Raw genomic sequence first — 21,777 nt, 5'->3', positions numbered from 1 at the left:
TTAATTTCTGCCCCTCTCAATCAATACTGGTTTGATGCCGAACACGTCGTTAAACAACTTGGACTTTTTACTAAAAGACCATTTTTCCAAAACCAAATCATCATCAGCTGTCGCTTTAATCTTTAATAAGTGGTCATTAGTCAGTTGTAGTTTAACAGATGAAATCTTTTGCTGACGCGAATCATCAAGCGCGTCAACCAATCTTAAAATTGCCGCCAACTTGGCAACCGTCATCTGAATATCATCATCCATGTGGCGGTAATGGGCTTGGTTAGCCGTTGGTGATTCGGCGCTGTGATAACGGGCTACCTCAGCAATGATTTGATTATCTTTATCTGATAAGCCAATCAACGGGTTTGCTTCCAGAATATAAGCCGAGTGACGATAATGACCTTGCTGATTAATAAAGTTGCCGATGTCATCAACCTTGCTGGCAATCTCCAATAACAACCGGGCATGGTTATCCAAACGGTGGATTGGCCGCAATTGGTCGAAGAATTGACAAGCAAAATTGGTAACAAATTTCTGGTGAGCCGTATCAACCCCGTAACGTTGGGCGATATCGTCAGCTGACGTTCGAATCATCGCGTTAATCTGACTCTGAGCACCACTATCAGTGATGCCATTAACCAGGCCATCCATCATTGAGATATTGGTAACGGCAATTCGTAACGGATTAACCAGGTGGGCAGTTCGGGCAATCACAAGGTAGTTTGATAAGTTGCTTTGGTGTTCCTGATCGGATAAGGCACTGCTAATCCAAGCTCCATGTTTACCTGGCCGAACGCCGAGTTCCTGATTAACCTTTTGAAGTGGAGCCTTAGGAACCTTAGCTAGGCGTTCGCCGCGCGGAATATAATGTCGGTTTAAAAGCGAAGCATTTTGAATTAGTAGAACGGTCTTCTTCTTACGCTTTAACTCTGGAGCAATGTATTCCAATTTTGAACTGATATAGTCTTGAATAATCTCCTGAGGATTAGTCGTAGTCTGTCGTAATCGTTGAACCAACCGGCTAATCTTGGCACTTCCCAAATCCAGGTCCCATAACTTCTCAAAGTTACCATGGTGGAAGAAAGCTAAGGTAACCGAGTCCAGTCCCAACGTTAGTAAATAAAGGCAGTGTTTACTAAGGGACTTAAATTCCGGCAAGGTAGTGACTACACATCCCATTGTCTGGGCCATCAGCTGGTTATTATTTAACCATTGAATCCGCAAGCCGGTCCGCACTTCCAATTGATCAGCTACGTAACGTGCATTAACTGGGTCCAGATCTTCAAATGCCCCATAGAAATGAACATCTTTAACTTGATAGTCTTTTAGCAGTTGTTTAAAGCCTGCCAAATTATTTACGATTGCTGCCATATTTTGCGCATAATTTGCAATGTTGCCACTGCCAACCATTAGCGCACCCGAGTGAACATCATTGATCACCCGTCCCTTTGGCAATTCTAAGATTCGTAGACTAACTTGGTTAGGCTCCAAATAAATCACTGCAGTTAATGAATTCTTCACGCCAACCACTCCTCTTTTTGATAATTCTTTATCTATTGTTAATTATAGAACATTCATTGTCCGCTCCGTAGTAAATGGTGCAAAATTAATGAAAAAGAAGCTATTTCGTAAAAAATAGCTTCTTTTGATACAAATTTAACGATTAATCCATTGAAATTCTGCAATAGTACATTTTTGTCCAGCAACTACAATCTCATGTCGACTGGTTAAGCGGTCGGCTGCTCTTATAACTTGAAAACGACTGGTTACCATCGAATTCTCACGAACTTCACGTTGATATTTAATCACCATCCGTACTAACTGATGAGTACGCAAGAATTGACCGCCAAGTGGATCTAATAACCAATCAAAGTAACGGGCGTTATTGACGTGGTGGTTGACATCAATATCAAAGTAACGAACCCGATAAGTCTGCTCATGAGAATGTTCAGTAGTAATTGTTTCAATTCTTTTCAACCGGGGAACCTGATTCTTTAGTGGTGAATCAAACCGGGTAATCAATTTTTGAGGAATCGACATTAAGCGCCGCTTTTTCAAGTTCATAAAAACAAAGATTGCATGAAAATGTGCATATCGCACTTGGTGGTTAGGATCGGTCATCCAAAATTCCCGTAAAGCAAAAAAACGATTATAGGAAACAGCGCGGGTACCTAGAATTACCCGGTCACCAAATGTCGGTTGCTTCGGAGAAAATTCACCTTCGTAGCCGGTAATCACCCAGCCACCACCAGTTGCCTGAATCGTTGCAGTATCCATGCCTAGAAAACTACTATGCGCATCTGAGACCATTGACATCATGCTCAAAACCATGCTGAGACTAGGATGGCCGGTATCATCACATTCGTAATAAGTCAACAAATGGGGCATCTCAAATACTTGTTTACTTTGCTGTAAGTTCATTTTGCTTCCTTCTTTATAGGTTATGGTACTGCTTATATAGTTTTTGGCGCTTCACCCCATTGCGTTTAGCAATTAGCTTGATTGCCGCATTAGTCGATAAGCCATCAACAATTGCTGCATCAACCTGTTCGGTCAATGACTTTGGCTGGCCTTGATCTCGTTTCTCAGTAGGATGAGGATTACCACCTACCAAGATGACAAATTCTCCCCGGGCTTGGTGATTAGCAAACCAATCGCGCATCTCTCCAAGCTTTCCTCGATTAAACTCTTCATACCGTTTGGTCAATTCCCGAGCTACAACAACGGGACGCTGATCACCAAAAACCTCGGCCATTGTCGCTAGGGTCTTCTTCAACCGGTGCGGAGCCTCATAAAAGATCATTGTCTCCGGCCGATTAACCATCTTTTCCAGAGCAGTCACCTGCTGCTGGTGTTTGCGTTCCAAAAAGCCATAGAAGTAAAACGGTTGCGGGGTTAGCCCGGAAGCAATCAATGCTGTCAGGCCGGCATTGGCTCCCGGCAACGGAACTACTGGAATCCCGGCTTTAATTGCGGCTACTACCAATTCTTTACCGGGGTCCGAAATCGACGGCATCCCCGCATCACTGCACTGGGCAATTTTCAAGCCGGCCTGCAATTTAGCTAGTAATTCTGGAATCCTTTGCTCCGTATTGTGCTCATGAAAGCTAATCTCACGGGTAGCAATCTGAAAATGATTCAAAAGCTGCTGCGTGTGGCGAGTATCTTCGGCTGCGATTAGGTCAACATCACGCAATGTTTTGACTGCTCGAAAGGTCATGTCATCCAGGTTGCCGATCGGTGTCGGTACTAGGTAAAGACAGCCACCAGTTTGATTTTTAAAACTACTAATCTGTTGCATAGTTCACCTACTTTGCTTGATCCGCATCATGACCAAAAATTACATCGGTACAAAAGGCGCAGGATTCCCCTGGTGCAAGGCGCTTACCAAAGTATTCATTGCAGACATGAAAGCCCTGCTGGTAGAGCTCTTTAAGGTTTTGACGTGAACCCGATAATTGTGGTTCACCATTCTGATCCTTCATTTTCTTAATAACCTTGCGCAAGTGATCATTTTCAATCGAAAGCTCTACGTTCTGCTCCAAAACTGACGTAATCTGATTTTGAAGCTGCTCCATGTTGGCCACTAATTCACGGGTCTGTTTGGTCACCTGGGCAAAACGATCATAAATATTCTCATGTGCTTGTTGTTCACTCATGTTTTTGCCCCCGCAATACTCGAATGATCCGAATCGTCAATTGTTCTACAATATTTTGAAAATTAATATTTTGACTGAGTTCATGACGAATTCCTAATGTCAGTTGGCTAACTGCTAAAAGTTGGTCAATTGAATAATGACCAGCTAAGGCACTTACCCGGCCTTCACTGAAGTGTAAACGATCCTGATCTGTGATACCGTTAGCCACCAATAAAGTATCACGCCAAATCAGGGTGATTAGGTCCAGTAAAACCTCCTGCTTCTTACGGTCCGTTGCCAATTTTTGCAGTTCCGTTTGCACTTCAACAAACGCTAGCAGGTTTCCCCGCCCAACTTGGTCGAACCACTTAAACACACCAGCGATTGCCTGTTCGAACCAATCATCTCGGCACCATGCTTGCACCTCAGCCACGGAATCAGTTAAACCAATTGCGATCAGTCGTTGATCAGGTGCCACCCCAGCCTGGGCTAATTGAGTTAATAATGCGGCCCGTGACAAAGGTTGCATTTCAATTATCTGAGTTCGTGAACGAATCGTTGGGAGAACCGCGCTCTTATTACTGGTTAGCATTAAAATGTAAACTCCGGGTCCTGGTTCTTCGATGAACTTAAGCAAACTATTAGCTGCCCCGGTGGTCAACTTATCCGCATCTTTTATAATAAAAAGCTTCTGGTTACCCTCCATTGCACTCTTAGTAAATTCAGCCTTTAAGTGCCGAACCTCGTCGACCTTAATCTGACGGCCCTGTGTTGCAGCAGTCACAATATCGGGATGGTTACCAGTCAGGACCCGTTGACACTCGGCACAGGTAAGGTCCGGTTCATTGTCAATGGGGTGCAAACAGAAAAGGCGCAGGGCAAGCCACCGCGCAATTTCCTCTTTACCAGAACCGGTCGGCCCTACTAATAGGTAAGCATGGGCCAGTTCATGATTATTTAAAACTCGCTTTAAGCGCTCAACAATCCGCGGTTGGAGTTGTTCCGCTTGTGGATGTGTTTCTTCGTTCACACTGATTCCTCACTTAGAACTTAATAAATCGGTCAACTGGTAGGACAAAGACTGTCGCACCACCGACCCGAACATTAACTGGAAAGGCCGAGCCACCCTCGACATCATGCATTTGGGACGATAGGTATTGTTCACGCGATTTAGCATTTTTCTTAATCACGTCCAGCACGTCTTGAACACGAGCATCCTCGACCCCAATCAGAAAGGTGGCATTTCCTTCACGCAAAAAGCCTCCTGTTGTGGAAAGCTGGGTCATTCGAATATTAGCGGCGGTCAAAGCCTTGCGCAGGCGGTTACTGTCCTTGGATTGGACAATTACGACAAGCATCTTCATGGTAATCACCTCTCAGAATTCGTCAGTAAACAATTCAGGAAACTTGGTATGGATAGCGATTTTAACATCACTCACTACCTGATCAAGGGATTGGCTAGCATCAATTTTTTTGATCCGCTGGGGGTCAGCCTTTTGCAGGCGCAAATAAGAATGACGAACGGCCTGGTAAAAAGCCAGTTGTTCTTGGTCCAAACGGTTAATCTGATCGGCCCGGTGGGTTGCAATCCGTCGTAAGCCTAATTCTGTTGGAATGTCCAAATAGATCGTCAATTCCGGCAACAAGCCATCAATAGCAAACCGGTTGATCTGCCAGACCGCCTGTTCACCTAACCGCCGACCTGCTCCCTGGTAGGCAATTGAACTATCAACATAGCGATCACATAAAATTACCTTGCCAGCCGCTAACGCAGGCCTAAGATCTTCCACCACATGCTGCCGTCGAGAAGCCGCAAAAAGCAACGCCTCGGTTCGAGAATCCATATCGGTGTTTTGACGATCAACGAGAACCCGACGAATTTGTTCAGAAATTCGGTCACCACCCGGTTCTCGGGTATACATCACTTTGGAGGTACCCAGCTGTTTTTCTAGGTCCGCACGAATTGCCTTTAGAACACTGGTCTTCCCAGCACCGTCAGAGCCTTCAAAGGAAATAAATTTACCCTTCATTCAATTGCCTCCTAACGACTAACTACACCCTGGTTAAGTTGGCCATGGACATGATATTTACGCGCCAGGCGATACAAGTACAGGTACTTCTGCTCCTGCAAGTGGGCCCGGTCGTGAAGCTCAGTATTAATGTTAGCTTCATAAACCGCCCGTTCCGTCTCTCGAGCATGGTCCCAACTGGCTTTAACCGAATAGATCGTTGCTAACAGATGTTCATTGCGTTCTCGTTCAACTGCATGTTTAGTATGCTTAAATAACATACTTACATCTCCGTTCGTCCTTGAACCGCCTTAAAGAGGGTCATCTCGTCAGCATAATCAATATCGGCTCCCACCGACAGGCCGTGAGCTAAACGGGTAACTTTAATTCCCGCTGGCTTAATCAATTTAGCCAAATAACCTGCCGTCAATTCACCATCAGATGAAGCGTTGGTAGCAATAATGACTTCCTTAACCTCATCACTCTTCTTGAGGCGTTTCAGAAGGCTTGTAATGTTAATATCCTCCGGGCCAGTTCCAGCCACCGGAGAAATAACTCCTTGAAGAACATGATAAAGGCCATGGTATTCATGCATCCGTTCCAGTGCCATAATATCTTGAGACTGTTCAACTACCAAGATCTTAGACCGGTCCCGGGTCTTATCTCGACAGATCGGGCACGGATCATCTTCGGTAATGTTACCGCAAATACTACAAGGGTGAAGGTCACGCTTGGCTGACAGAAGCGATTTAGCAAAGTCAGTGACATCATCATCATCCATTCCTAATGTGTAAAAGGCTAACCGGGTGGCGGTTTTTTGGCCAATTCCTGGCAACTTAGTGTAGCTCTCGATCAGTTTGGCAAGTGGTTCTGGATATTGCATTACATTCCCATCCCCCGAGTGTATTTGCCCAGGGTCTTCTGTGTGGCCTCATTAACCTTAGTAATACCATCATTAACGGCTGCCACTACCAGATCCTGAAGCATGTCAATATCATCAGGGTCAACGGCTTCCTTCTTAATCTGAAGGTCAACTAGTTTATTATCCCCGGTGAAAGTGGCCGTCACCATGTCATCAGGAGCCTTACCAACAAATTCTTGCTTGGAAAGTTCTTTGTGTTCAGCCATCATTTTCTTCTGCATGGCCTTAGCTTGTTTCATCATTTGTTGCATGTTCATTCCGCGCATCATAATTAAATCATCCTTTACTTTACATTAGTTGTCTTCAACTTTAACAATATCATCGCCAAATAAACGCTTGGCAGTTGCAACGGGGTTGGTAGACTGACTAGCAGGCTTGGTATCCTGACCAGATTTTCCATCAACCTTATCATCATTTGGTAGCGGTGGCTCTTCTGGCAACGGTGGTTCCTCTGGCAAAGGAGCCGTATCCTGAGTCGAGGCTTGACCAGCTGGTGAAACAGTATCAGCCGCTGATTTAGGCCCTATTGATTTAGCTTGGTGACGGGCCGGCGTTGAATTGGCCGTTGGTTGTTTAGTACTTTGACGGTGAGTAACCCGCTTATCAAGGCCATGTTCCTTAATATAGGTTGCCCGAATTCGAGGCCATTTGTTCTTGGGCACAAAGACCACTTGGTACTCAGTGCCTGCCAATTGTTGCAAAGCTTGTTCCATTGCCGTAATTAAATTTTCATCGGTTGTTGCTTCCTTAAACAAGAAAGCATAATCAAAGGCAACGATAACACCATTATCACTAGCCGCTACCGGCTTTGAAATGTGCAACAGTGATCGTTGGGGAACGGTCAAGTGGTTAAGCATGTCACCCCAAAGGTTTTGAATAGTAGTCAGGTCTTTACGCGTTGCGGCACCCAATACCGGATAAACTTGGTTGAGGTTAACTCGAACATTACGTTGCTGAACCCGGGGCTTACTAGGCTTATTGTTAACTCGTTGACCCGCCTGAGCTGTTAACTGTTTAACGGCTTGCTGGAGCTTTTGAACCTCTGACTGTAGATGTTGAATTGTTTGGTCAGCCGATGTATTTGGTTGGGTCATTGGTTGGCGGTCCACAGCTTGGGATTCATTGGTTACCGGTTGTCTATCCTTAATTTGACAAAGTTTCACCGTCAGAACTTCCAAGTAGACATCAGGATGAGTTGTGAATCGCATTTCCTCTTGAATATCGTTTAACTCGTCAATCATCTGATAAAGGATTGTTGAACTAACCGCTTTGCTTAATTCCTGAAAGTCTTCATCCTTTAAGCCGGTGCTAGCAACCATAATCAATTTGGGTGATTCCTGATATAATAGGATATCCCGAATAAAGGAAATCATATCTTCAATGAAGCGCTGGCCATCTTTGCCTTCACCAAGAATCTTCTGCATAGTAGCAAGGGCATCCGCGCTCTGCTGATGAGCCACTTCTAGGAAGTACTTTTTAAGTAACTGTTTGGTAACACTACCGGTGACCAAGAGTGCGTCATCAAGTTTGACGTGATTGTCACTAAAGGACAAAACCTGGTCAAGAATACTGAGGGCATCTCGCATCCCTCCTTCGGCCGCGTTAGCAATTACCCATAAAGCCTTTTCCTCATAAGTAACCTTTTTCTGATCAAGGATATACTTCATTCGATTAAAGGCATCCTGAGCAGAAATTCGGCGGAAATCAAACCGTTGAACCCGGGAAATAATTGTCAATGGGATCTTTTGCGGCTCCGTCGTCGCTAGGATAAAGATAACATTGGCCGGTGGCTCTTCCAAAGTTTTCAATAGGGCATTAAAGGCCCCCGTTGATAACATGTGGACTTCATCGATAATGTAAACCTTATAGTCGGCCTGGGTTGGTGCATACTTAGCCTTATCACGAATATCACGGATTTCTTCAACCCCATTGTTAGAGGCCGCATCAATTTCGATTACGTCGTTCAGTTGTCCCTTGGTAATTGCCTTGCAAATCTCACAGTGATTGCAAGGTTCACCATCCTTGGAATGATGACAATTGACCGCTTTAGCAAAGATCTTGGCCGCCGAGGTTTTCCCAGTACCACGCGGACCTGCAAAAAGATAGGCATGGCTAATCTGGTTAGTAATAATGGCATTCTTTAGTGTTTGGGTCACAACCTGTTGACCAACTAATTCATCAAACCGTTGCGGACGCCAAACCCGGTATAGTGCCTGGTAACTCACGCTAGCCCTCCTTTCTCAAATCAAATGCTATTAAATATTATACAAGTTTTTTCAAATGAATGGGGTAATCTGTTTCGAAAATAAGTCAAACCTTAATTGAAAATTAAATAGGCCCGCGATAAGTTTTCCTTATCTACGGGCCTAGTTCATTATCTCGTCAACTTAGAGCACAAGCTGCTTCATACTTAGTGCTGCTTCCTTCCGGACCTGACACGGTTCGTAAGCGCAACCTTGCTCTAAGGCCTTACGGCAAATACAATGTTACACTACTTTGCACTAAATTGCTAGCCCTTTGCCCGCCGTTTTTTACGAGCGGCCTTACGGCGTTTCCGAATGGCGCGGAAAAAATTCCTCAGCAATTGACCACATTCGTCTCCTAGCAAACCACTGTGTACATTAACCTGGTGGTTTAGCCGTTGGTCACCTAATAAATGGTACAGGCTATCGACTGCCCCGGCTTTGGGATCTTGAGCCCCATAGTACAGGTTCTTAAGTCGGGCGTTAATAATTGCGCCGCTGCACATGATACAAGGCTCCAGCGTCACATACAGATCACAATCCTCTAAGCGCCAGCTCCCCAGAGTTGTACAGGCTTCCATAATTGCCAGTATTTCTGCATGGTAAGTAGCATCTTGAAATTTTTCTCGCATATTGTGTCCTCGACCAATGATCTGACCGTGATGGACGACCACTGCTCCAATTGGAACTTCACCGAGCAATTCAGCTTGATGAGCCTCACGAATAGCTGCTCGCATATAATGTTGATGAATTTGCTGTTCTTCCATAAAATTTTTCTCCAAATCTCAAACATTTTCACCATTTCTAGTGTATAATAAGCCTCTGGATCTTATCCAGTAATTAAGCAATTCAATTCGTCAAAAAAGTTTCACAATTTCAATTTCCCGTCATTACTACCAGATATCGTGTTTCACTAAAATTGAATCACAATATCTGGCATTTTTTCAATTGATTTTTCCTTATTTCTCGCTATACTAGATAACATCAACTAAGCACAACAAGGAGCGACCAACATGGTTACTGTTTTTTCTAAAAATAACTGTATTCAATGCAAAATGACAAAAAAGTTTCTTACCCAACACCAGATTAAATTCGTAGAACACAATATTGATAAGCAACCACAATATATTTCTCAGCTCAAGGCGGAAGGCTTCATGGCCACCCCAGTCGTTAAGCTTCCTGACGGCCAGGCTTTTTCTGGTTTTCGCCCAGATCGTCTCCAACAGTTGGCTTAACGCCAGTTTTGACAAGCCAGGTAGAATTTCTTTCTCCCTGGCTTAATTTATTGCCTAAATTCTAAGAAAAGTAAGAAAGCGAGTAATTGACATGGCATTATCTGATATTGACCTAACAAAGGTAAAGTATTACGACCTCAATAACGAAGTCAATATTCCCCGCAACGGTCAAATTCAATTGGAAAAGGATCAAGAAGCCCTTCAAGACTTCATCAAGGAAAATGTTCAGCCTAACACCAAACACTTCTCTTCACTAAAGGAACGTTTTACTTGGTTGGAAGATAATGATTATATTGAACGGGGCTTCATGAAAAAGTACAGTCCAGCCTTTATTGAAAAACTCTACGCTTACTTGAAGGACCAACACTTTCATTTTCATTCCTTTATGGCTGCTTACAAATTCTACGCCCAATATGCTTTGCGTACTAACGATAAGGAATACTACTTGGAGAACTACATTGACCGGGTGGCAATGAATGCACTTTATTTGGCAGACGGGAACGAAGACCTAGCGATGGACCTTGCCGATGAAATTATTCATCAGCGTTATCAACCAGCCACACCAACTTTTCTGAATGTCGGCCGTAAACGTCGTGGTGAATTTGTTTCCTGCTTTGTCATTCAGACGACCGACGACATGAATACGATTGGACGAACAATTAATTCTGCCCTTCAACTCTCCAAAATTGGTGGCGGAGTCGGAATTAATCTTTCCAACCTGCGTGAGGCCGGGGCTCCTATTAAGGGGATCAAGGATGCTGCCAGTGGGGTAGTACCGGTCATGAAGCTCTTAGAAGACAGCTTTTCCTACTCCAACCAGTTAGGCCAACGCCAGGGTGCCGGGGTTGTTTACCTTAGTGTTTTTCATCCTGACATCATCGAATTTCTTGGCGCTAAGAAGGAAAACGCTGATGAAAAAATTCGGGTCAAGACCCTTTCCTTAGGAGTTACGGTACCAGATAAATTCTATGAACTGGTTGAAAAGAATAAAGATATGTACCTCTTTAGTCCTTATGATGTAGAACGAGTCTATGGTAAGCCTTTCTCTTACGTCGACATCACCAAGGAATATGACAAAATGGTAGCTAACGATAAGATTCATAAGAAGAAGATCAACGCCCGAGAACTTGAAGACGAGATCAGTAAGCTGCAACAAGAATCCGGTTATCCTTACATTATCAACATTGATACCGTCAACCGGGCTAACCCAATCGACGGTAAGATCGTCATCAGCAACCTCTGTTCCGAAATTGCTCAGGTTCAAATTCCGGCCCGGGTTAATAACGACCAATCCTACACAAAACTTGGCTCTGACGTTTCTTGCAATCTTGGATCCACTAACATTGCTAATATGATGGAAAGCCCTGATTTTGGCCATAGCATTCGAGCAATGGTTCGGGGGCTCACCCGCATTAGTGATGCTGAACACATCGATGTCGTTCCAACGATTGAACATGGCAACGCCCTTTATCATTCAATCGGTCTCGGTGCCATGGGTCTCCACGGTTACCTTGCCAAGCACCATATTCAATACGGCAGTCCGGTGGCCATCGAATTTACCAGCGTCTACTTCATGCTACTAAACTATTGGTCCCTGGTGGCCTCCAATGAAATTGCCCGGGAACGACACGAAACTTTCTACCACTTTGATAAGAGTACCTATGCCGATGGCTCTTACTTTGAAAAATACGTTACTAAGGATTGGGGGCCTCAATCTGACATTGTCAAAAAGCTCTTCAAGGGAATCTTCATCCCTGGAATTGAAGATTGGAAAAAGCTCCGTGACCAGGTTGAAAAGGATGGCCTCTACAATGCCTACCGAATGGCAGTCGCACCCAACGGCTCAACAGCCTATATTAATGACTCAACGGCCAGCATCACCCCAATCGTTAACCGAATTGAAGAACGACAAGAAAAAATGATTGGTAAGATCTACTACCCAGCACCATACCTGTCCAATGACACTCTGCCGTATTATCAATCCGCCTATGACATTGATATGCGACGGGTAATCGATACTTACGCTGCTGCCCAACAACACGTTGACCAATCGATGTCCTTAACAATCTTCATGCGTTCTACTATTCCAACCGGGCTTTACGAATGGAAAAATGGCCGAACCAACAAGATGACTACTCGGGACCTTAACATTTTACGGCACTACGCTTTTAAGAAAGGCATTAAATCCATTTATTACGTTCGGACCTTTACCGACGATAAGGACGAAATTGGTGCCAACCAATGTGAAAGCTGCGTAATTTGATTTGTTAACATGCTCTAAAAGCTCTGATTATCAACAAAGGAGAAAAAACAATGAATCTTGAAAAGGAATTCAAGCCACTTAAAAAGTACAAAGCGATTAACTGGAATGAAGTTTCGGACATGATCGATAAAGCTACCTGGGAGAAACTAACCGAACAATTCTGGTTAGATACCCGAATTCCAGTTTCTAACGACCTCGATGATTGGCGAGAACTTGATGATGACCACCGTTGGACCGTCAGTCACGTCTTCGGTGGCTTAACCCTGTTGGATACGGTCCAGTCTGAAGCCGGCTTAACCGCTCTGAAGCAAGATGTTAAGACCCAGCATGAGACCGCCGTCCTGAATAACATTCAGTTCATGGAATCCGTCCATGCCAAAAGTTATTCTACGATTTTTTCAACACTAAATACTCCAGATGAAATCGAAGAAATTTTTAAGTGGTCCGATTCCGAGGAATACCTGCAAAACAAAGCGGTCAAGATTGCTAACATGTATCTTGACCCCGCCGAGGACCCCTTGAAGAAGAAAGTTGCCAACGTCTTCCTCGAAACTTTTCTTTTCTATTCTGGCTTCTATACCCCGCTTTATTACCTTGGACACAACAAATTAAATAACGTCGCGGAAATCATCAAGTTGATTTTGCGAGATGAGTCTGTCCACGGAACCTATATTGGCTACAAATTCCAAGTTGGCATGCATGACCGAACTGAAAAGCAGCAGCAGGATATGAAGGACTGGATGTACAACTTTCTTTACGAGCTCTACAACAACGAAGAAAAATACACCCACCTGCTATATGATCAGGTCGGTTGGACCAATGATGTTTTGACCTTTATTCGCTACAACGCCAACAAAGCCCTGATGAACCTCGGTCAAGATCCACTTTTCCCAGACACCGCTGCCGACGTTAACCCGGTGGTTATGAACGGAATTTCAACTTCCACTTCCAACCATGATTTCTTCAGCCAAGTTGGTAATGGGTATCGGCTGGGAGCCGTTGAAGCGATGAAAGATAGTGATTACAACGTTAAGGATCCCAACGCCGGCAAGGACAAGAATTCCCGTGACTAATTAATAAACGTTGTTAAACAATAAAGTAAATTCCGTTTTTCCTTCTCCAAGGATTAACGGAATTTATTTTGTTTTAAATGTGAAAGGCTGATCAGCTAGTGCATATAATCAGTTTTATTCAATCCAGGCAATCCTAATTTATACCAATCTTTCCCTTGCTATTGTCAGCATTATCAGGACTGTAATGAAAGCGAATACACGTTTTAAACCATTGCTCAGTGTATAACAAAATGCTTGTAATTCACGAACCATTATATTATGATAAGCCATGTTCAAAAGATAACAAGCAATGCTAATTCAAGGAGAATATATTATGGCGACTACAAAGAAGCAAACTGTTAAAAGCAAAATGAGCAAGCAGCAACAAGCACAAGCAATGATTAACGACCTAATGGACAAGAGCCTCGCTGCCTTCGAAAAACTACGTTACTATTCGCAAGAGCAAGTTGATAAAATTTGTCAAGCAATGGCCCTAGCAGCCGAAGAGCACCATATGGACTTGGCTGTAGATGCGGCCAACGAAACTGGACGTGGGGTTGCCGAAGATAAAGCAATCAAAAATATTTATGCTAGTGAATATATCTGGAATAATATTCGTCACGACAAGACAGTTGGTATTATTGAGGATAATGATGAAGATCAAACAATTACCATTGCTGACCCGCTTGGCGTTATTGCCGGGATTGTCCCGGTTACCAACCCAACCTCAACCACCATTTTTAAATCCATTATTTCCGCTAAGACCCGGAATACAATCATCTTCTCCTTTCACCCCCAAGCACTAAAGTCTTCTATTAAAACTGCTCAAATTCTTCAGGCAGCAGCGGAAAAGGCTGGTGCTCCTAAGAACATGATTCAATGGATTCCCGAATGCAGTATTGAAGCAACTACAGCTTTAATTCAGCATCCACACACCGCGACTATTCTCGCAACCGGTGGTCCGGCGATGGTAAAGGCCGCTTACAGTTCCGGTAACCCGGCGCTCGGTGTAGGGCCAGGTAACGGTCCGGCTTATATTGAAAAATCGGCTAATATTGCCCGATCAATCTATGACATTGTCCTATCCAAGACCTTTGACAATGGTATGATTTGTGCTTCTGAAAATTCCGTTGTGGTTGATGATGAAATCTATGACCAGGTCAAGGCCGAATTCAAAAAATGGAATTGCTACTTCATCAAGCCTAACGAAATCAAGACTTTTACCGATGGCTTTATCGACCCGCAACGTCACCAAGTTCGGGAGCCAATCGCTGGTCGATCTGCCAACGCTATTGCTAAAATGTGTGGTCTAAAGAACGTTCCTGCTAACACTAAAGTACTGATTGCCGAATACAAGGGTGTCGGTGATAAATATCCTTTGTCGGCTGAAAAATTATCACCAGTATTAACTATGTACCGAGCTACTTCACGGGAAAACGCCTTCGATATTTGCCGTCAACTTCTGCATTATGGCGGTGAAGGTCATACTGCTGCCATCCACACCTTAGACGAAGACCTGGCAACTAAGTACGGACTAGAAATGCGTGCTTCCCGAATCATCGTTAACTCCCCATCCGGGATCGGTGGGATCGGTAATATCTACAATAATATGACCCCATCATTGACCTTAGGGACTGGTTCCTATGGTGGCAATTCCATTTCCCATAACGTTACCGACTGGGATCTCTTAAACATCAAAGTTATCGCTAAACGACGCGAAAATCGTCAATGGGTTAAGATTCCCCCAAAAGTTTACTTTCAACGGAACTCATTAAAAGAATTGCGCGATATTCCCAACATTAAACGGGCCTTCATCGTCACGGGACCAGGAATGAGTAAACGGGGTTACGTCCAACGCGTTATTGATCAACTGCGACTTCGTCAAAATCGAACGGCCTACCTGGTCTTTGATGACGTCGAAGAGGATCCTTCAACACACACGGTTGAAAAGGGTGTGGCCTTAATGAATGACTTTAAGCCAGACACAATTATTGCACTCGGTGGTGGTTCGCCAATGGACGCCGCCAAAGCAATGTGGATGTTTTATGAGTACCCTGAAACATCCTGGTATGGGGTGATGCAGAAATATCTCGATATTCGTAAACGAGCTTATCAAATCAAGAAGCCCGTTAAATCACAATTAATTGCTATTCCAACGACCTCCGGAACTGGTTCTGAAGTTACGCCATTCGCGGTAATTACCGATTCCAAGACCCACGTTAAATACCCATTAGCTGATTATGCCCTAACACCTAACATTGCCATCGTCGATTCTCAATTTGTTGAAACGGTACCAGCTAAGACCACGGCTTATACCGGCCTTGATGTTATCTGCCACGCTACCGAATCTTATGTTTCCGTCATGGCAACCGATTATACTCGTGGCTGGTCTTTGCAAACTGTCAAAGGCGCAATGAAATACCTGCCGATGTCTGTTCGTGGCAATAAGCTTGCCCGTCGCAAGATGCATGATTTCTCCACAATGGCCGGGATGGCATTCGGTCAAGCCTTCCTAGGAATCACTCATTCTCTAGCCCACAAAATGGGTGGGGCATTTGGTCTGCCACATGGACTATTAATCGCGATCGCGATGCCTCAGGTAATTCGCTTCAATGCCCAACGACCACAAAAATTAGCGCTTTGGCCACATTACGAGACCTACCATGCTACTAAAGATTATGCCGACCTGGCCCGCTTTATTGGCCTCAATGGCAATACCGATGAAGAATTAGCTGAAGCCTATGCTAAGAAATACATTGAAATTGCCCATGAATGTGGTGTTAAGTTAAGCCTAAAGGACAATGGAGTTACACGTGATCAATTTGATAAAGTCGTTGATCAATTAGCCGTTCTGGCCTATGAAGACCAATGCACAACAACCAACCCAGTTGAACCACTGGTTAGCCAGCTTAAGGAGCTACTGGAACGCTGCTACGATGGTACTGGAGTAGAAGACACCAAATAAGTAGGTTTAAAAAGAATCCAAATGGGTTCTTTTTATTTTTTCTTGGACCCTTGCCTTGGGTAATCCGAGAAAAAATTAAATAATATTCTCTGTTGATAAATAAGACATTAATTAATTTTGATGTATTTTGTGACCAGTGTTGCGAAATCATGCATTTGTTGGCCAACTTGGTTTTATTAACGCTTACCATTATTTGTGTTCTCTTTATAATAGAAAGTGATCAATGAAGTTGGTCATTGATCATCTTTAGCAAATGCATTCTAAGGAGGGGTGTCTTATGTTCAACTTTGTATTCTGGGTATTAGCCATCTGGTTTGTCGTCAACGTAGTATGGATGTGGTTTAAACTCAATGATCAAGTTTTGCAAAAGGCCTTCGCTTGGATTAACGTTTGTGCAATTATAATTGGCTTCTGGGTATACTATGGCGTTACCCATGATGCTAGTGCGATCGACGGTTGGTTTATTACTATGAACTGGGTTAACATTGCCGTAGCCGCTCTCCAGTTCTATTTTGGCTACAAGAATTCAACCAGTGTTCATCATAATATGCACCAAGCCACTAGCTGAAGGCAACAAAGGGAGTCATTAATCTAATGGTATATTTGGCCTAAATTGACGGCTAAATATACCATTTTGCGTAAAAAATTTATGTTTTTTATAGAAAGCGCTTGCATTTTTTAAAAATACGAATTACATTAAGGGTGTAAAGCAGCTATCAGATATTTAACTGTTTTTAACTAATTTATCTCTTTTTACTTTGGTAGGTTTGATTGTTTATAGTAGGAGATGTTATTGATGAAAGCTGCTGTTGTACGTGATGCTTGTGATGGTTACTTCGATATCAAAGATGTTAACCTGCGGGACTTAAAGCCCGGTGAAGCTTTAGTCAAGGTTGAATACTGTGGATTATGCCACACCGACCTGCACGTTGCTTCTGGTCAGTTCGGTAAAGTTCCTGGTCGAATCACTGGACACGAAGGTGTTGGTAAAGTCGTTAAGGTTGCTCCTGGTGTCACCTCACTCAAGATTGGCGATCGGGTTTCTATCGCTTGGTTCTACTCTGGCTGTGGACACTGTGAATACTGTGTCAGCGGAAACGAAGCCCTCTGTCGGCACGTCCTTAATTCCGGTTACACCGTTGATGGTGCAATGGCTGAATATTGCATCGTTAAGGCAAATTATGCTGTTAAAGTTCCAGAAAAACTTGATCCAGTTAAAGCCACTTCTGTTACCTGCGCCGGGGTTACGACTTATAAGGCCTTGAAGACCGGTGGCGCTCGTCCTGGTCAATGGGTTGCTATCTATGGTGCTGGTGGCCTAGGCAACCTTGGTGTTCAATGGGCGAAGAACGTCTTTAAGAACCATGTCATCGCAATCGATCTGAATGATGATAAGTTAGCATCTGCCAAGAAGGTCGGTGCTGATATCGTAATCAATTCTTCTAAGACTGACCCAGCTAAGGAAATCCAAGACAAAGTTGGTGGTGTTCAAGCGGCTATTGTAACCGCTACGGCACCGATTTGCTACGACCAAGCATTAGCTTCCGTTCGTGCTGGTGGAAAAGTAGTTGCTGTTTCACTGCCAAAGGGTAATATTGACGTACCAATCTCTAAGACTGTTCTCGATGGCATTGAAATCATCGGTTCATTAGTTGGAACCCGTCAAGACCTTGCGGAAGCCTTCCAACTGGCTGCTGATGGTGGCATTGACCCAATCGTTCATACCCGGAAGCTCAGTGAAATCAACGACATTGTCGATGAAATGAAGGCCGGTAAGATTGTCGGCCGGATGGTAGTTGACTTCACTCACGGTGCTAATTAATTAGAATTCCTTTACACTTAAATATTTAAAGGGAAAACTGCTTATTAAAAATGAAATAAGCAGTTTTCCCTTTTTTAAACCAAAAAATGGCCGCCAACAAGCGACCATTCAGTGTATTAATGAATGTTAAATTACTTAAGGGTAACAGTAGCACCAGCGGCTTCAAGCTTGTCCTTGATGTCGTTAGCTTCGTCTTCCTTAACGTCTTCCTTGATAACTGAAGGAGCATTGTCAACTAAGTCCTTAGCATCCTTCAGGCCGACGCCAGTAACGTCCTTAACAGCCTTGATAGCCTTAACCTTAGCCTGACCAGCTTCAGTCAGTTCAACAGTGTAGGTGTCCTTCTGGGCAGCGTCACCACCGGCAGCACCGGCAGCAGCAACTGGAGCAGCAGCAGAAACGTCGAATTCATCTTCGATTGCCTTAACAAGGTCGTTAAGGTCAGAAATTGATGCTTCCTTTAATGAAGCAATGATAGCATCCTTATCAAAAGCCATGTTTATTTCCTCCAATATTTAGGTAATTGATTTTAAGTTGATATTTAATCTTAATACGGCAATTATGCGGCTTCGTTTTCCTTGTCGGCAACGGCCTTGACTGCCCGGGCAATCTTCCGCATTGGATCTTGCAGTGCAGATGCCAGCATGGACAGCAGTTCGTCGCGGCTTGGCATAGTTGCGTAAACGTTGATTTCATCAAGAGATTTAACTTCCTTTTCGATGAAGCCACCCTTGATTTCTAGAGCATCGTGGTCATCAGAGAACTTCTTGATGATCTTAGCTGGGGCGATTGGGTCGTCGTTTGAAAAGGCAATGGCAGTTGGGCCCGCAAAAGTGCTCTTCAAGTCTTCATAACCGGTTCCTTCAATGGCCCGGTCAAGAATCTTGTTCTTAATAACGGACATCTTAACACCGGCATCACGGAGTTGCTTACGTAATTCAGTAACCTCGGCAACGGTCAGTCCACGGTAATCAACGATAATAGCTGATTGAGCGTCATTTAATTGGCCTTGAACGTCCTTAACAACTTCAGCCTTCTTAGCAATAGCTGCTTTACTCATAAATTTTCACCTCCTGCAGTGTATTTTGATCGGATTTATAAAAAAATCCCTATGACCGCAGACATAGAGAAGGAAATTTATTTCTTCCTCGGCAGGCAATTCATTAAGGCATCACGCCACCTGAGTCTTAGGCAGAGTCATATTTAATCAACTCTGATAATATACCACGCTTATCTAAGTTTGTAAAGGAATTTTTAATTTATCCATAGAAGTTCTATTATCCGCTCTCAAGCGCTTATGTTTACTTCCTAATTCTTACATATTAAAATTAAGCGATAAGGAGATGACTCATTATGAAACTTACCTTTACAGACGGTGCTGTAAGACGACTTAAGTGCTATCTTAATCCACAAATTAAATTAATTCTAGACTATGATGACGGAGTGGGCCCGTTCTCCAAAATTGGCAACTGCTCATTAGACGCTAATTATCGGCTGATCATCGTCAATGCAGATCAACCATTAACTGATTTTCCGCACACGATTTCTTCTAACTTGGGTGCTGTTTATTATAAAGAAGAAGCAAAAGCACAATATGCCGATCAAATGACCGTTCGTTTTAATCCCCATTACTTCACTATGCCACTCGTTACTCCCCAGGAAACGCTGACCGAAAACATGGAAGTCGTCGACCTATTTCAACCAACTAGTCATAATCAAACACAGCATCAATTTACCCATGATTGTTAATATAATATCAGCATCTTTTTGCATGATACTAGTTTGAAAAATTATTAAAATAATTCTAAAAGATTAAGTATTCTAATTTAAATAAATATTTTCCCTAGGTAATTAAGTTTCTTAAAGTAGAGCTTAATTGCCTAATTTTTTATTCAAGATAGTTATTGACTTCCTAACTAAAACATCATTTCTGTAAATCCCACTATCCAAAAATATTCTTGCTTCATAATTGCATTTAATAATCCAAGTTTTAAAAAACTGACAAATCAGCGATCTTGTATGACTTCTTTGAAAAGGCTTTTTTATCGCCTAATGCTTGCTACAATAATACCTGTACGGCGTACATAACAAACAAAGTTAAAGGAAGTTTTAACAATGCAAGCTATGTTGGGAGCAATTGTTATGCTAGCCTTAATGGGCTGGCTTTATACTAAGCTGATTGGATTAAAACCAACGGCTGAATTTATTGGTGCGGGGCTCGTAATTGCCTGGTGCCTAGAAGATTTTGGGGTACATACCGGCTTGATTTTTGGCCCTTATTACTTTACTCATCTTATGGGTCCAAAGATTGATGTCATCCCCGTGGCGATCCCTTGTATGTGGGTCTTCTCAATGATGATGATTTGGGTAATGGTAAACTTATTCCTAGATAGGACTCCATTACCAACCAATCATAGTAATTTTCGAATTATTTTTGGAGCGATTATTGAGGCTCTTCTCTTAACCACGTTTGATTTAAATGGTGATCCTGTTTCCGTTCATAATCATATGTGGGTTTGGCCAACCGGCGGTCCTTACTTTGGGGTTCCACTTCACAACTATGTTGGTTGGTTTACCGTTGCTCTGATTACCTTCCTGGTTCACGGATACCTTTTCCGTCACGACAATCAGAAAGCTATTATTGAACTCGATACACGTTTTAAACAACGTTTAAGCATTCTGCCGATTATTTTGTACGGAGTCATGAACCTGCCATATATCTTTGTAGATTTTAAAGGAATCCTTGGTTTGCTAACAATTTACTTTGCTGGAATTCCATTCTTAGTTGCCCTTTGGATTTGGGGTAAATGGTACTTTACACAACAACATTAAAGAAAACGGAAAATTAACTGTTATCGGCTAATTTTCCGTTTTTTGTTTATCTTTTAGTAGTAATAAATGGGACCATGGTATCTTGTAAAAGTATCGCTAACTGTGTCGAATTTAATTGTTGATCCTGATGAATCCACCATGCCAACAAGTTGATTTGACCACCAGCAATAAAATGGTAAATGTATTCCTGCTTTTCTAGACTGCTTTCCTTCAACTGCCAAATACTGTTTTCAAGAAAATGGCGAACATACTTTGGATAACATTGCTCCATGTAATTAGTTAAATCATTATTAATGATAGCTGCAATTCCCGCAGAATGCTTTTGCCAATCTAAAGCTAATTTATTAAATAACTGTGCTAATGAGCTTCCCTTTTGACCACCGAATTCTTGAAAGCTTTGATAATATAGATCATTAATGTAATATTCTAAAACTGCTTGTTTAGACTTAAAATGCTGATAAAAGGTCTGACGAGTATAATCAGCGCGTTCAGCAATATCAATTACCCGGATTTGTTCAAATGGCATCTCCTTCATCAGCGATAGCAACGCTAAGGCAAGACTGTGCTTAGCTTTTTCAGCACCCGCATTTTGACGATTGAACATTAAGTCATCCCCTCTCAACTACACTTTTAAAACTGATTCAATTTTAATTTTACTACCCTTTTGTGAACTACTCGGTCATAAATGACCGAGCTTCTGGGAACACGAAGTAGTATTTAGGATCTTGCACGTGTATTCACGCTACCTAACTTACAGAACTCCGTTCTTTTACCAAGGCTAGTTCCTAGCCAACGGCTTTTAATC

The 21,777-nt window shown here is 43.0% G+C and carries 23 protein-coding genes, 1 other RNA gene and 1 other annotated feature; of the genes, 8 read left to right on the top strand and 16 right to left on the bottom strand.

The window, feature by feature from the left end; genetic code table 11:
* The 13 genes from ACEYV4_RS03815 to tadA form a co-directional block, all read right to left on the bottom strand.
* Positions 1 to 1,512 (bottom strand): exopolyphosphatase, encoded by a 1,512-nt coding sequence (locus ACEYV4_RS03815; RefSeq protein ID WP_373842106.1) that lies wholly within the window; start codon positions 1,510 to 1,512, stop codon positions 1 to 3.
* A 135-nt stretch (positions 1,513 to 1,647) separates the two neighbouring features.
* Positions 1,648 to 2,412 (bottom strand): acyl-[acyl-carrier-protein] thioesterase, encoded by a 765-nt coding sequence (locus tag ACEYV4_RS03810; RefSeq protein WP_373842105.1) that lies wholly within the window; start codon positions 2,410 to 2,412, stop codon positions 1,648 to 1,650.
* A gap of 13 nt (positions 2,413 to 2,425) precedes the next feature.
* Positions 2,426 to 3,292: a 16S rRNA (cytidine(1402)-2'-O)-methyltransferase gene (gene rsmI, locus ACEYV4_RS03805; protein WP_373842104.1), complete on the bottom strand. Its 867-nt coding sequence runs from the start codon at positions 3,290 to 3,292 to the stop codon at positions 2,426 to 2,428.
* 7 nt (positions 3,293 to 3,299) lie between these two features.
* Positions 3,300 to 3,650, bottom strand: a complete 351-nt coding sequence (locus ACEYV4_RS03800) for a DNA replication initiation control protein YabA (protein ID WP_373842103.1) — start codon at positions 3,648 to 3,650, stop codon at positions 3,300 to 3,302.
* Entirely contained in the window at positions 3,643 to 4,659 is a 1,017-nt protein-coding gene (gene holB / locus ACEYV4_RS03795; RefSeq protein WP_373842102.1) for a DNA polymerase III subunit delta', read from the bottom strand. The genes ACEYV4_RS03800 and holB overlap by 8 nt, the downstream gene beginning before the upstream one ends.
* Positions 4,660 to 4,672: 13 nt before the next feature.
* Positions 4,673 to 4,993 carry a cyclic-di-AMP receptor gene (locus ACEYV4_RS03790; RefSeq protein WP_373842101.1) on the bottom strand — a complete coding sequence of 107 codons (321 nt, stop codon included), beginning with the start codon at positions 4,991 to 4,993 and terminating at the stop codon, positions 4,673 to 4,675.
* A 12-nt stretch (positions 4,994 to 5,005) separates the two neighbouring features.
* On the bottom strand, positions 5,006 to 5,659 hold the full coding sequence (gene tmk / locus ACEYV4_RS03785) for a dTMP kinase (protein ID WP_373842100.1): 654 nt from the start codon (positions 5,657 to 5,659) through the stop codon (positions 5,006 to 5,008).
* Between the two features lie 11 nt (positions 5,660 to 5,670).
* Complete coding sequence (locus ACEYV4_RS03780; protein WP_373842099.1) at positions 5,671 to 5,919, bottom strand: YaaL family protein; 249 nt, start codon at positions 5,917 to 5,919, stop codon at positions 5,671 to 5,673.
* Positions 5,920 to 5,921: 2 nt separating this feature from the next.
* Positions 5,922 to 6,521, bottom strand: coding sequence for a recombination mediator RecR (gene recR, locus ACEYV4_RS03775; protein ID WP_373842098.1), 600 nt, complete (start codon positions 6,519 to 6,521; stop codon positions 5,922 to 5,924).
* Positions 6,521 to 6,829 carry a YbaB/EbfC family nucleoid-associated protein gene (locus ACEYV4_RS03770; protein WP_373842097.1) on the bottom strand — a complete coding sequence of 103 codons (309 nt, stop codon included), beginning with the start codon at positions 6,827 to 6,829 and terminating at the stop codon, positions 6,521 to 6,523. The genes recR and ACEYV4_RS03770 overlap by 1 nt, the downstream gene beginning before the upstream one ends.
* A 24-nt stretch (positions 6,830 to 6,853) precedes the next feature.
* The gene (gene dnaX / locus ACEYV4_RS03765) at positions 6,854 to 8,785 is read right to left on the bottom strand and encodes a DNA polymerase III subunit gamma/tau (RefSeq protein WP_373842096.1); all 1,932 of its coding nucleotides are present in this window, start codon (positions 8,783 to 8,785) and stop codon (positions 6,854 to 6,856) included.
* Positions 8,786 to 8,933: 148 nt separating this feature from the next.
* An RNA gene (gene ffs / locus ACEYV4_RS03760) (signal recognition particle sRNA small type) lies at positions 8,934 to 9,033 on the bottom strand.
* 36 nt (positions 9,034 to 9,069) lie between these two features.
* On the bottom strand, positions 9,070 to 9,570 hold the full coding sequence (gene tadA / locus ACEYV4_RS03755; protein WP_373842095.1) for a tRNA adenosine(34) deaminase TadA: 501 nt from the start codon (positions 9,568 to 9,570) through the stop codon (positions 9,070 to 9,072).
* A gap of 246 nt (positions 9,571 to 9,816) precedes the next feature.
* Here tadA and nrdH point away from each other — a divergent pair, with 246 nt between their 5' ends.
* The 6 genes from nrdH (at position 9,817) to adhP (ending at position 18,140) form a co-directional block, all read left to right on the top strand.
* Positions 9,817 to 10,038 (top strand): glutaredoxin-like protein NrdH, encoded by a 222-nt coding sequence (nrdH, locus tag ACEYV4_RS03750; RefSeq protein ID WP_373842094.1) that lies wholly within the window; start codon positions 9,817 to 9,819, stop codon positions 10,036 to 10,038.
* A 91-nt stretch (positions 10,039 to 10,129) separates the two neighbouring features.
* Positions 10,130 to 12,301, top strand: a complete 2,172-nt coding sequence (gene nrdE / locus ACEYV4_RS03745) for a class 1b ribonucleoside-diphosphate reductase subunit alpha (RefSeq protein ID WP_373842093.1) — start codon at positions 10,130 to 10,132, stop codon at positions 12,299 to 12,301.
* A 50-nt stretch (positions 12,302 to 12,351) separates the two neighbouring features.
* On the top strand, positions 12,352 to 13,374 hold the full coding sequence (gene nrdF, locus ACEYV4_RS03740) for a class 1b ribonucleoside-diphosphate reductase subunit beta (RefSeq protein ID WP_373842092.1): 1,023 nt from the start codon (positions 12,352 to 12,354) through the stop codon (positions 13,372 to 13,374).
* 310 nt (positions 13,375 to 13,684) lie between these two features.
* On the top strand, positions 13,685 to 16,318 hold the full coding sequence (adhE, locus tag ACEYV4_RS03735) for a bifunctional acetaldehyde-CoA/alcohol dehydrogenase (protein ID WP_373842114.1): 2,634 nt from the start codon (positions 13,685 to 13,687) through the stop codon (positions 16,316 to 16,318).
* 277 nt (positions 16,319 to 16,595) lie between these two features.
* On the top strand, positions 16,596 to 16,886 hold the full coding sequence (locus ACEYV4_RS03730) for a hypothetical protein (protein ID WP_373842091.1): 291 nt from the start codon (positions 16,596 to 16,598) through the stop codon (positions 16,884 to 16,886).
* A 228-nt stretch (positions 16,887 to 17,114) separates the two neighbouring features.
* Positions 17,115 to 18,140, top strand: a complete 1,026-nt coding sequence (gene adhP / locus ACEYV4_RS03725) for an alcohol dehydrogenase AdhP (RefSeq protein WP_373842090.1) — start codon at positions 17,115 to 17,117, stop codon at positions 18,138 to 18,140.
* A gap of 131 nt (positions 18,141 to 18,271) precedes the next feature.
* On the opposite strand, the gene rplL is transcribed toward adhP, so the two are convergent.
* Complete coding sequence (gene rplL / locus ACEYV4_RS03720; RefSeq protein WP_373842089.1) at positions 18,272 to 18,637, bottom strand: 50S ribosomal protein L7/L12; 366 nt, start codon at positions 18,635 to 18,637, stop codon at positions 18,272 to 18,274.
* Between the two features lie 62 nt (positions 18,638 to 18,699).
* Positions 18,700 to 19,200, bottom strand: coding sequence for a 50S ribosomal protein L10 (rplJ, locus tag ACEYV4_RS03715; RefSeq protein WP_373842088.1), 501 nt, complete (start codon positions 19,198 to 19,200; stop codon positions 18,700 to 18,702).
* A 31-nt stretch (positions 19,201 to 19,231) separates the two neighbouring features.
* Positions 19,232 to 19,350: a sequence feature (ribosomal protein L10 leader region), on the bottom strand.
* Positions 19,351 to 19,493: 143 nt separating this feature from the next.
* Between rplJ and ACEYV4_RS03710 the strand changes: the two genes are divergently transcribed.
* The gene (locus ACEYV4_RS03710; RefSeq protein WP_373842087.1) at positions 19,494 to 19,889 is read left to right on the top strand and encodes an iron-sulfur cluster biosynthesis family protein; all 396 of its coding nucleotides are present in this window, start codon (positions 19,494 to 19,496) and stop codon (positions 19,887 to 19,889) included.
* Positions 19,890 to 20,255: 366 nt separating this feature from the next.
* Positions 20,256 to 20,972, top strand: coding sequence for a carotenoid biosynthesis protein (locus ACEYV4_RS03705; RefSeq protein WP_373842086.1), 717 nt, complete (start codon positions 20,256 to 20,258; stop codon positions 20,970 to 20,972).
* 46 nt (positions 20,973 to 21,018) lie between these two features.
* Here the strand turns inward: ACEYV4_RS03705 and ACEYV4_RS03700 are convergent, their stop codons facing one another.
* Complete coding sequence (locus ACEYV4_RS03700) at positions 21,019 to 21,576, bottom strand: TetR/AcrR family transcriptional regulator (RefSeq protein WP_373842085.1); 558 nt, start codon at positions 21,574 to 21,576, stop codon at positions 21,019 to 21,021.
* Positions 21,577 to 21,777 lie beyond the last annotated feature (201 nt).

The sequence above is a fragment of the Limosilactobacillus sp. genome (assembly GCF_041859915.1).
Taxonomy (GTDB): Bacteria; Bacillota; Bacilli; order Lactobacillales; family Lactobacillaceae; genus Limosilactobacillus.
This window is presented reverse-complemented; position numbering and strand designations above follow the sequence as displayed.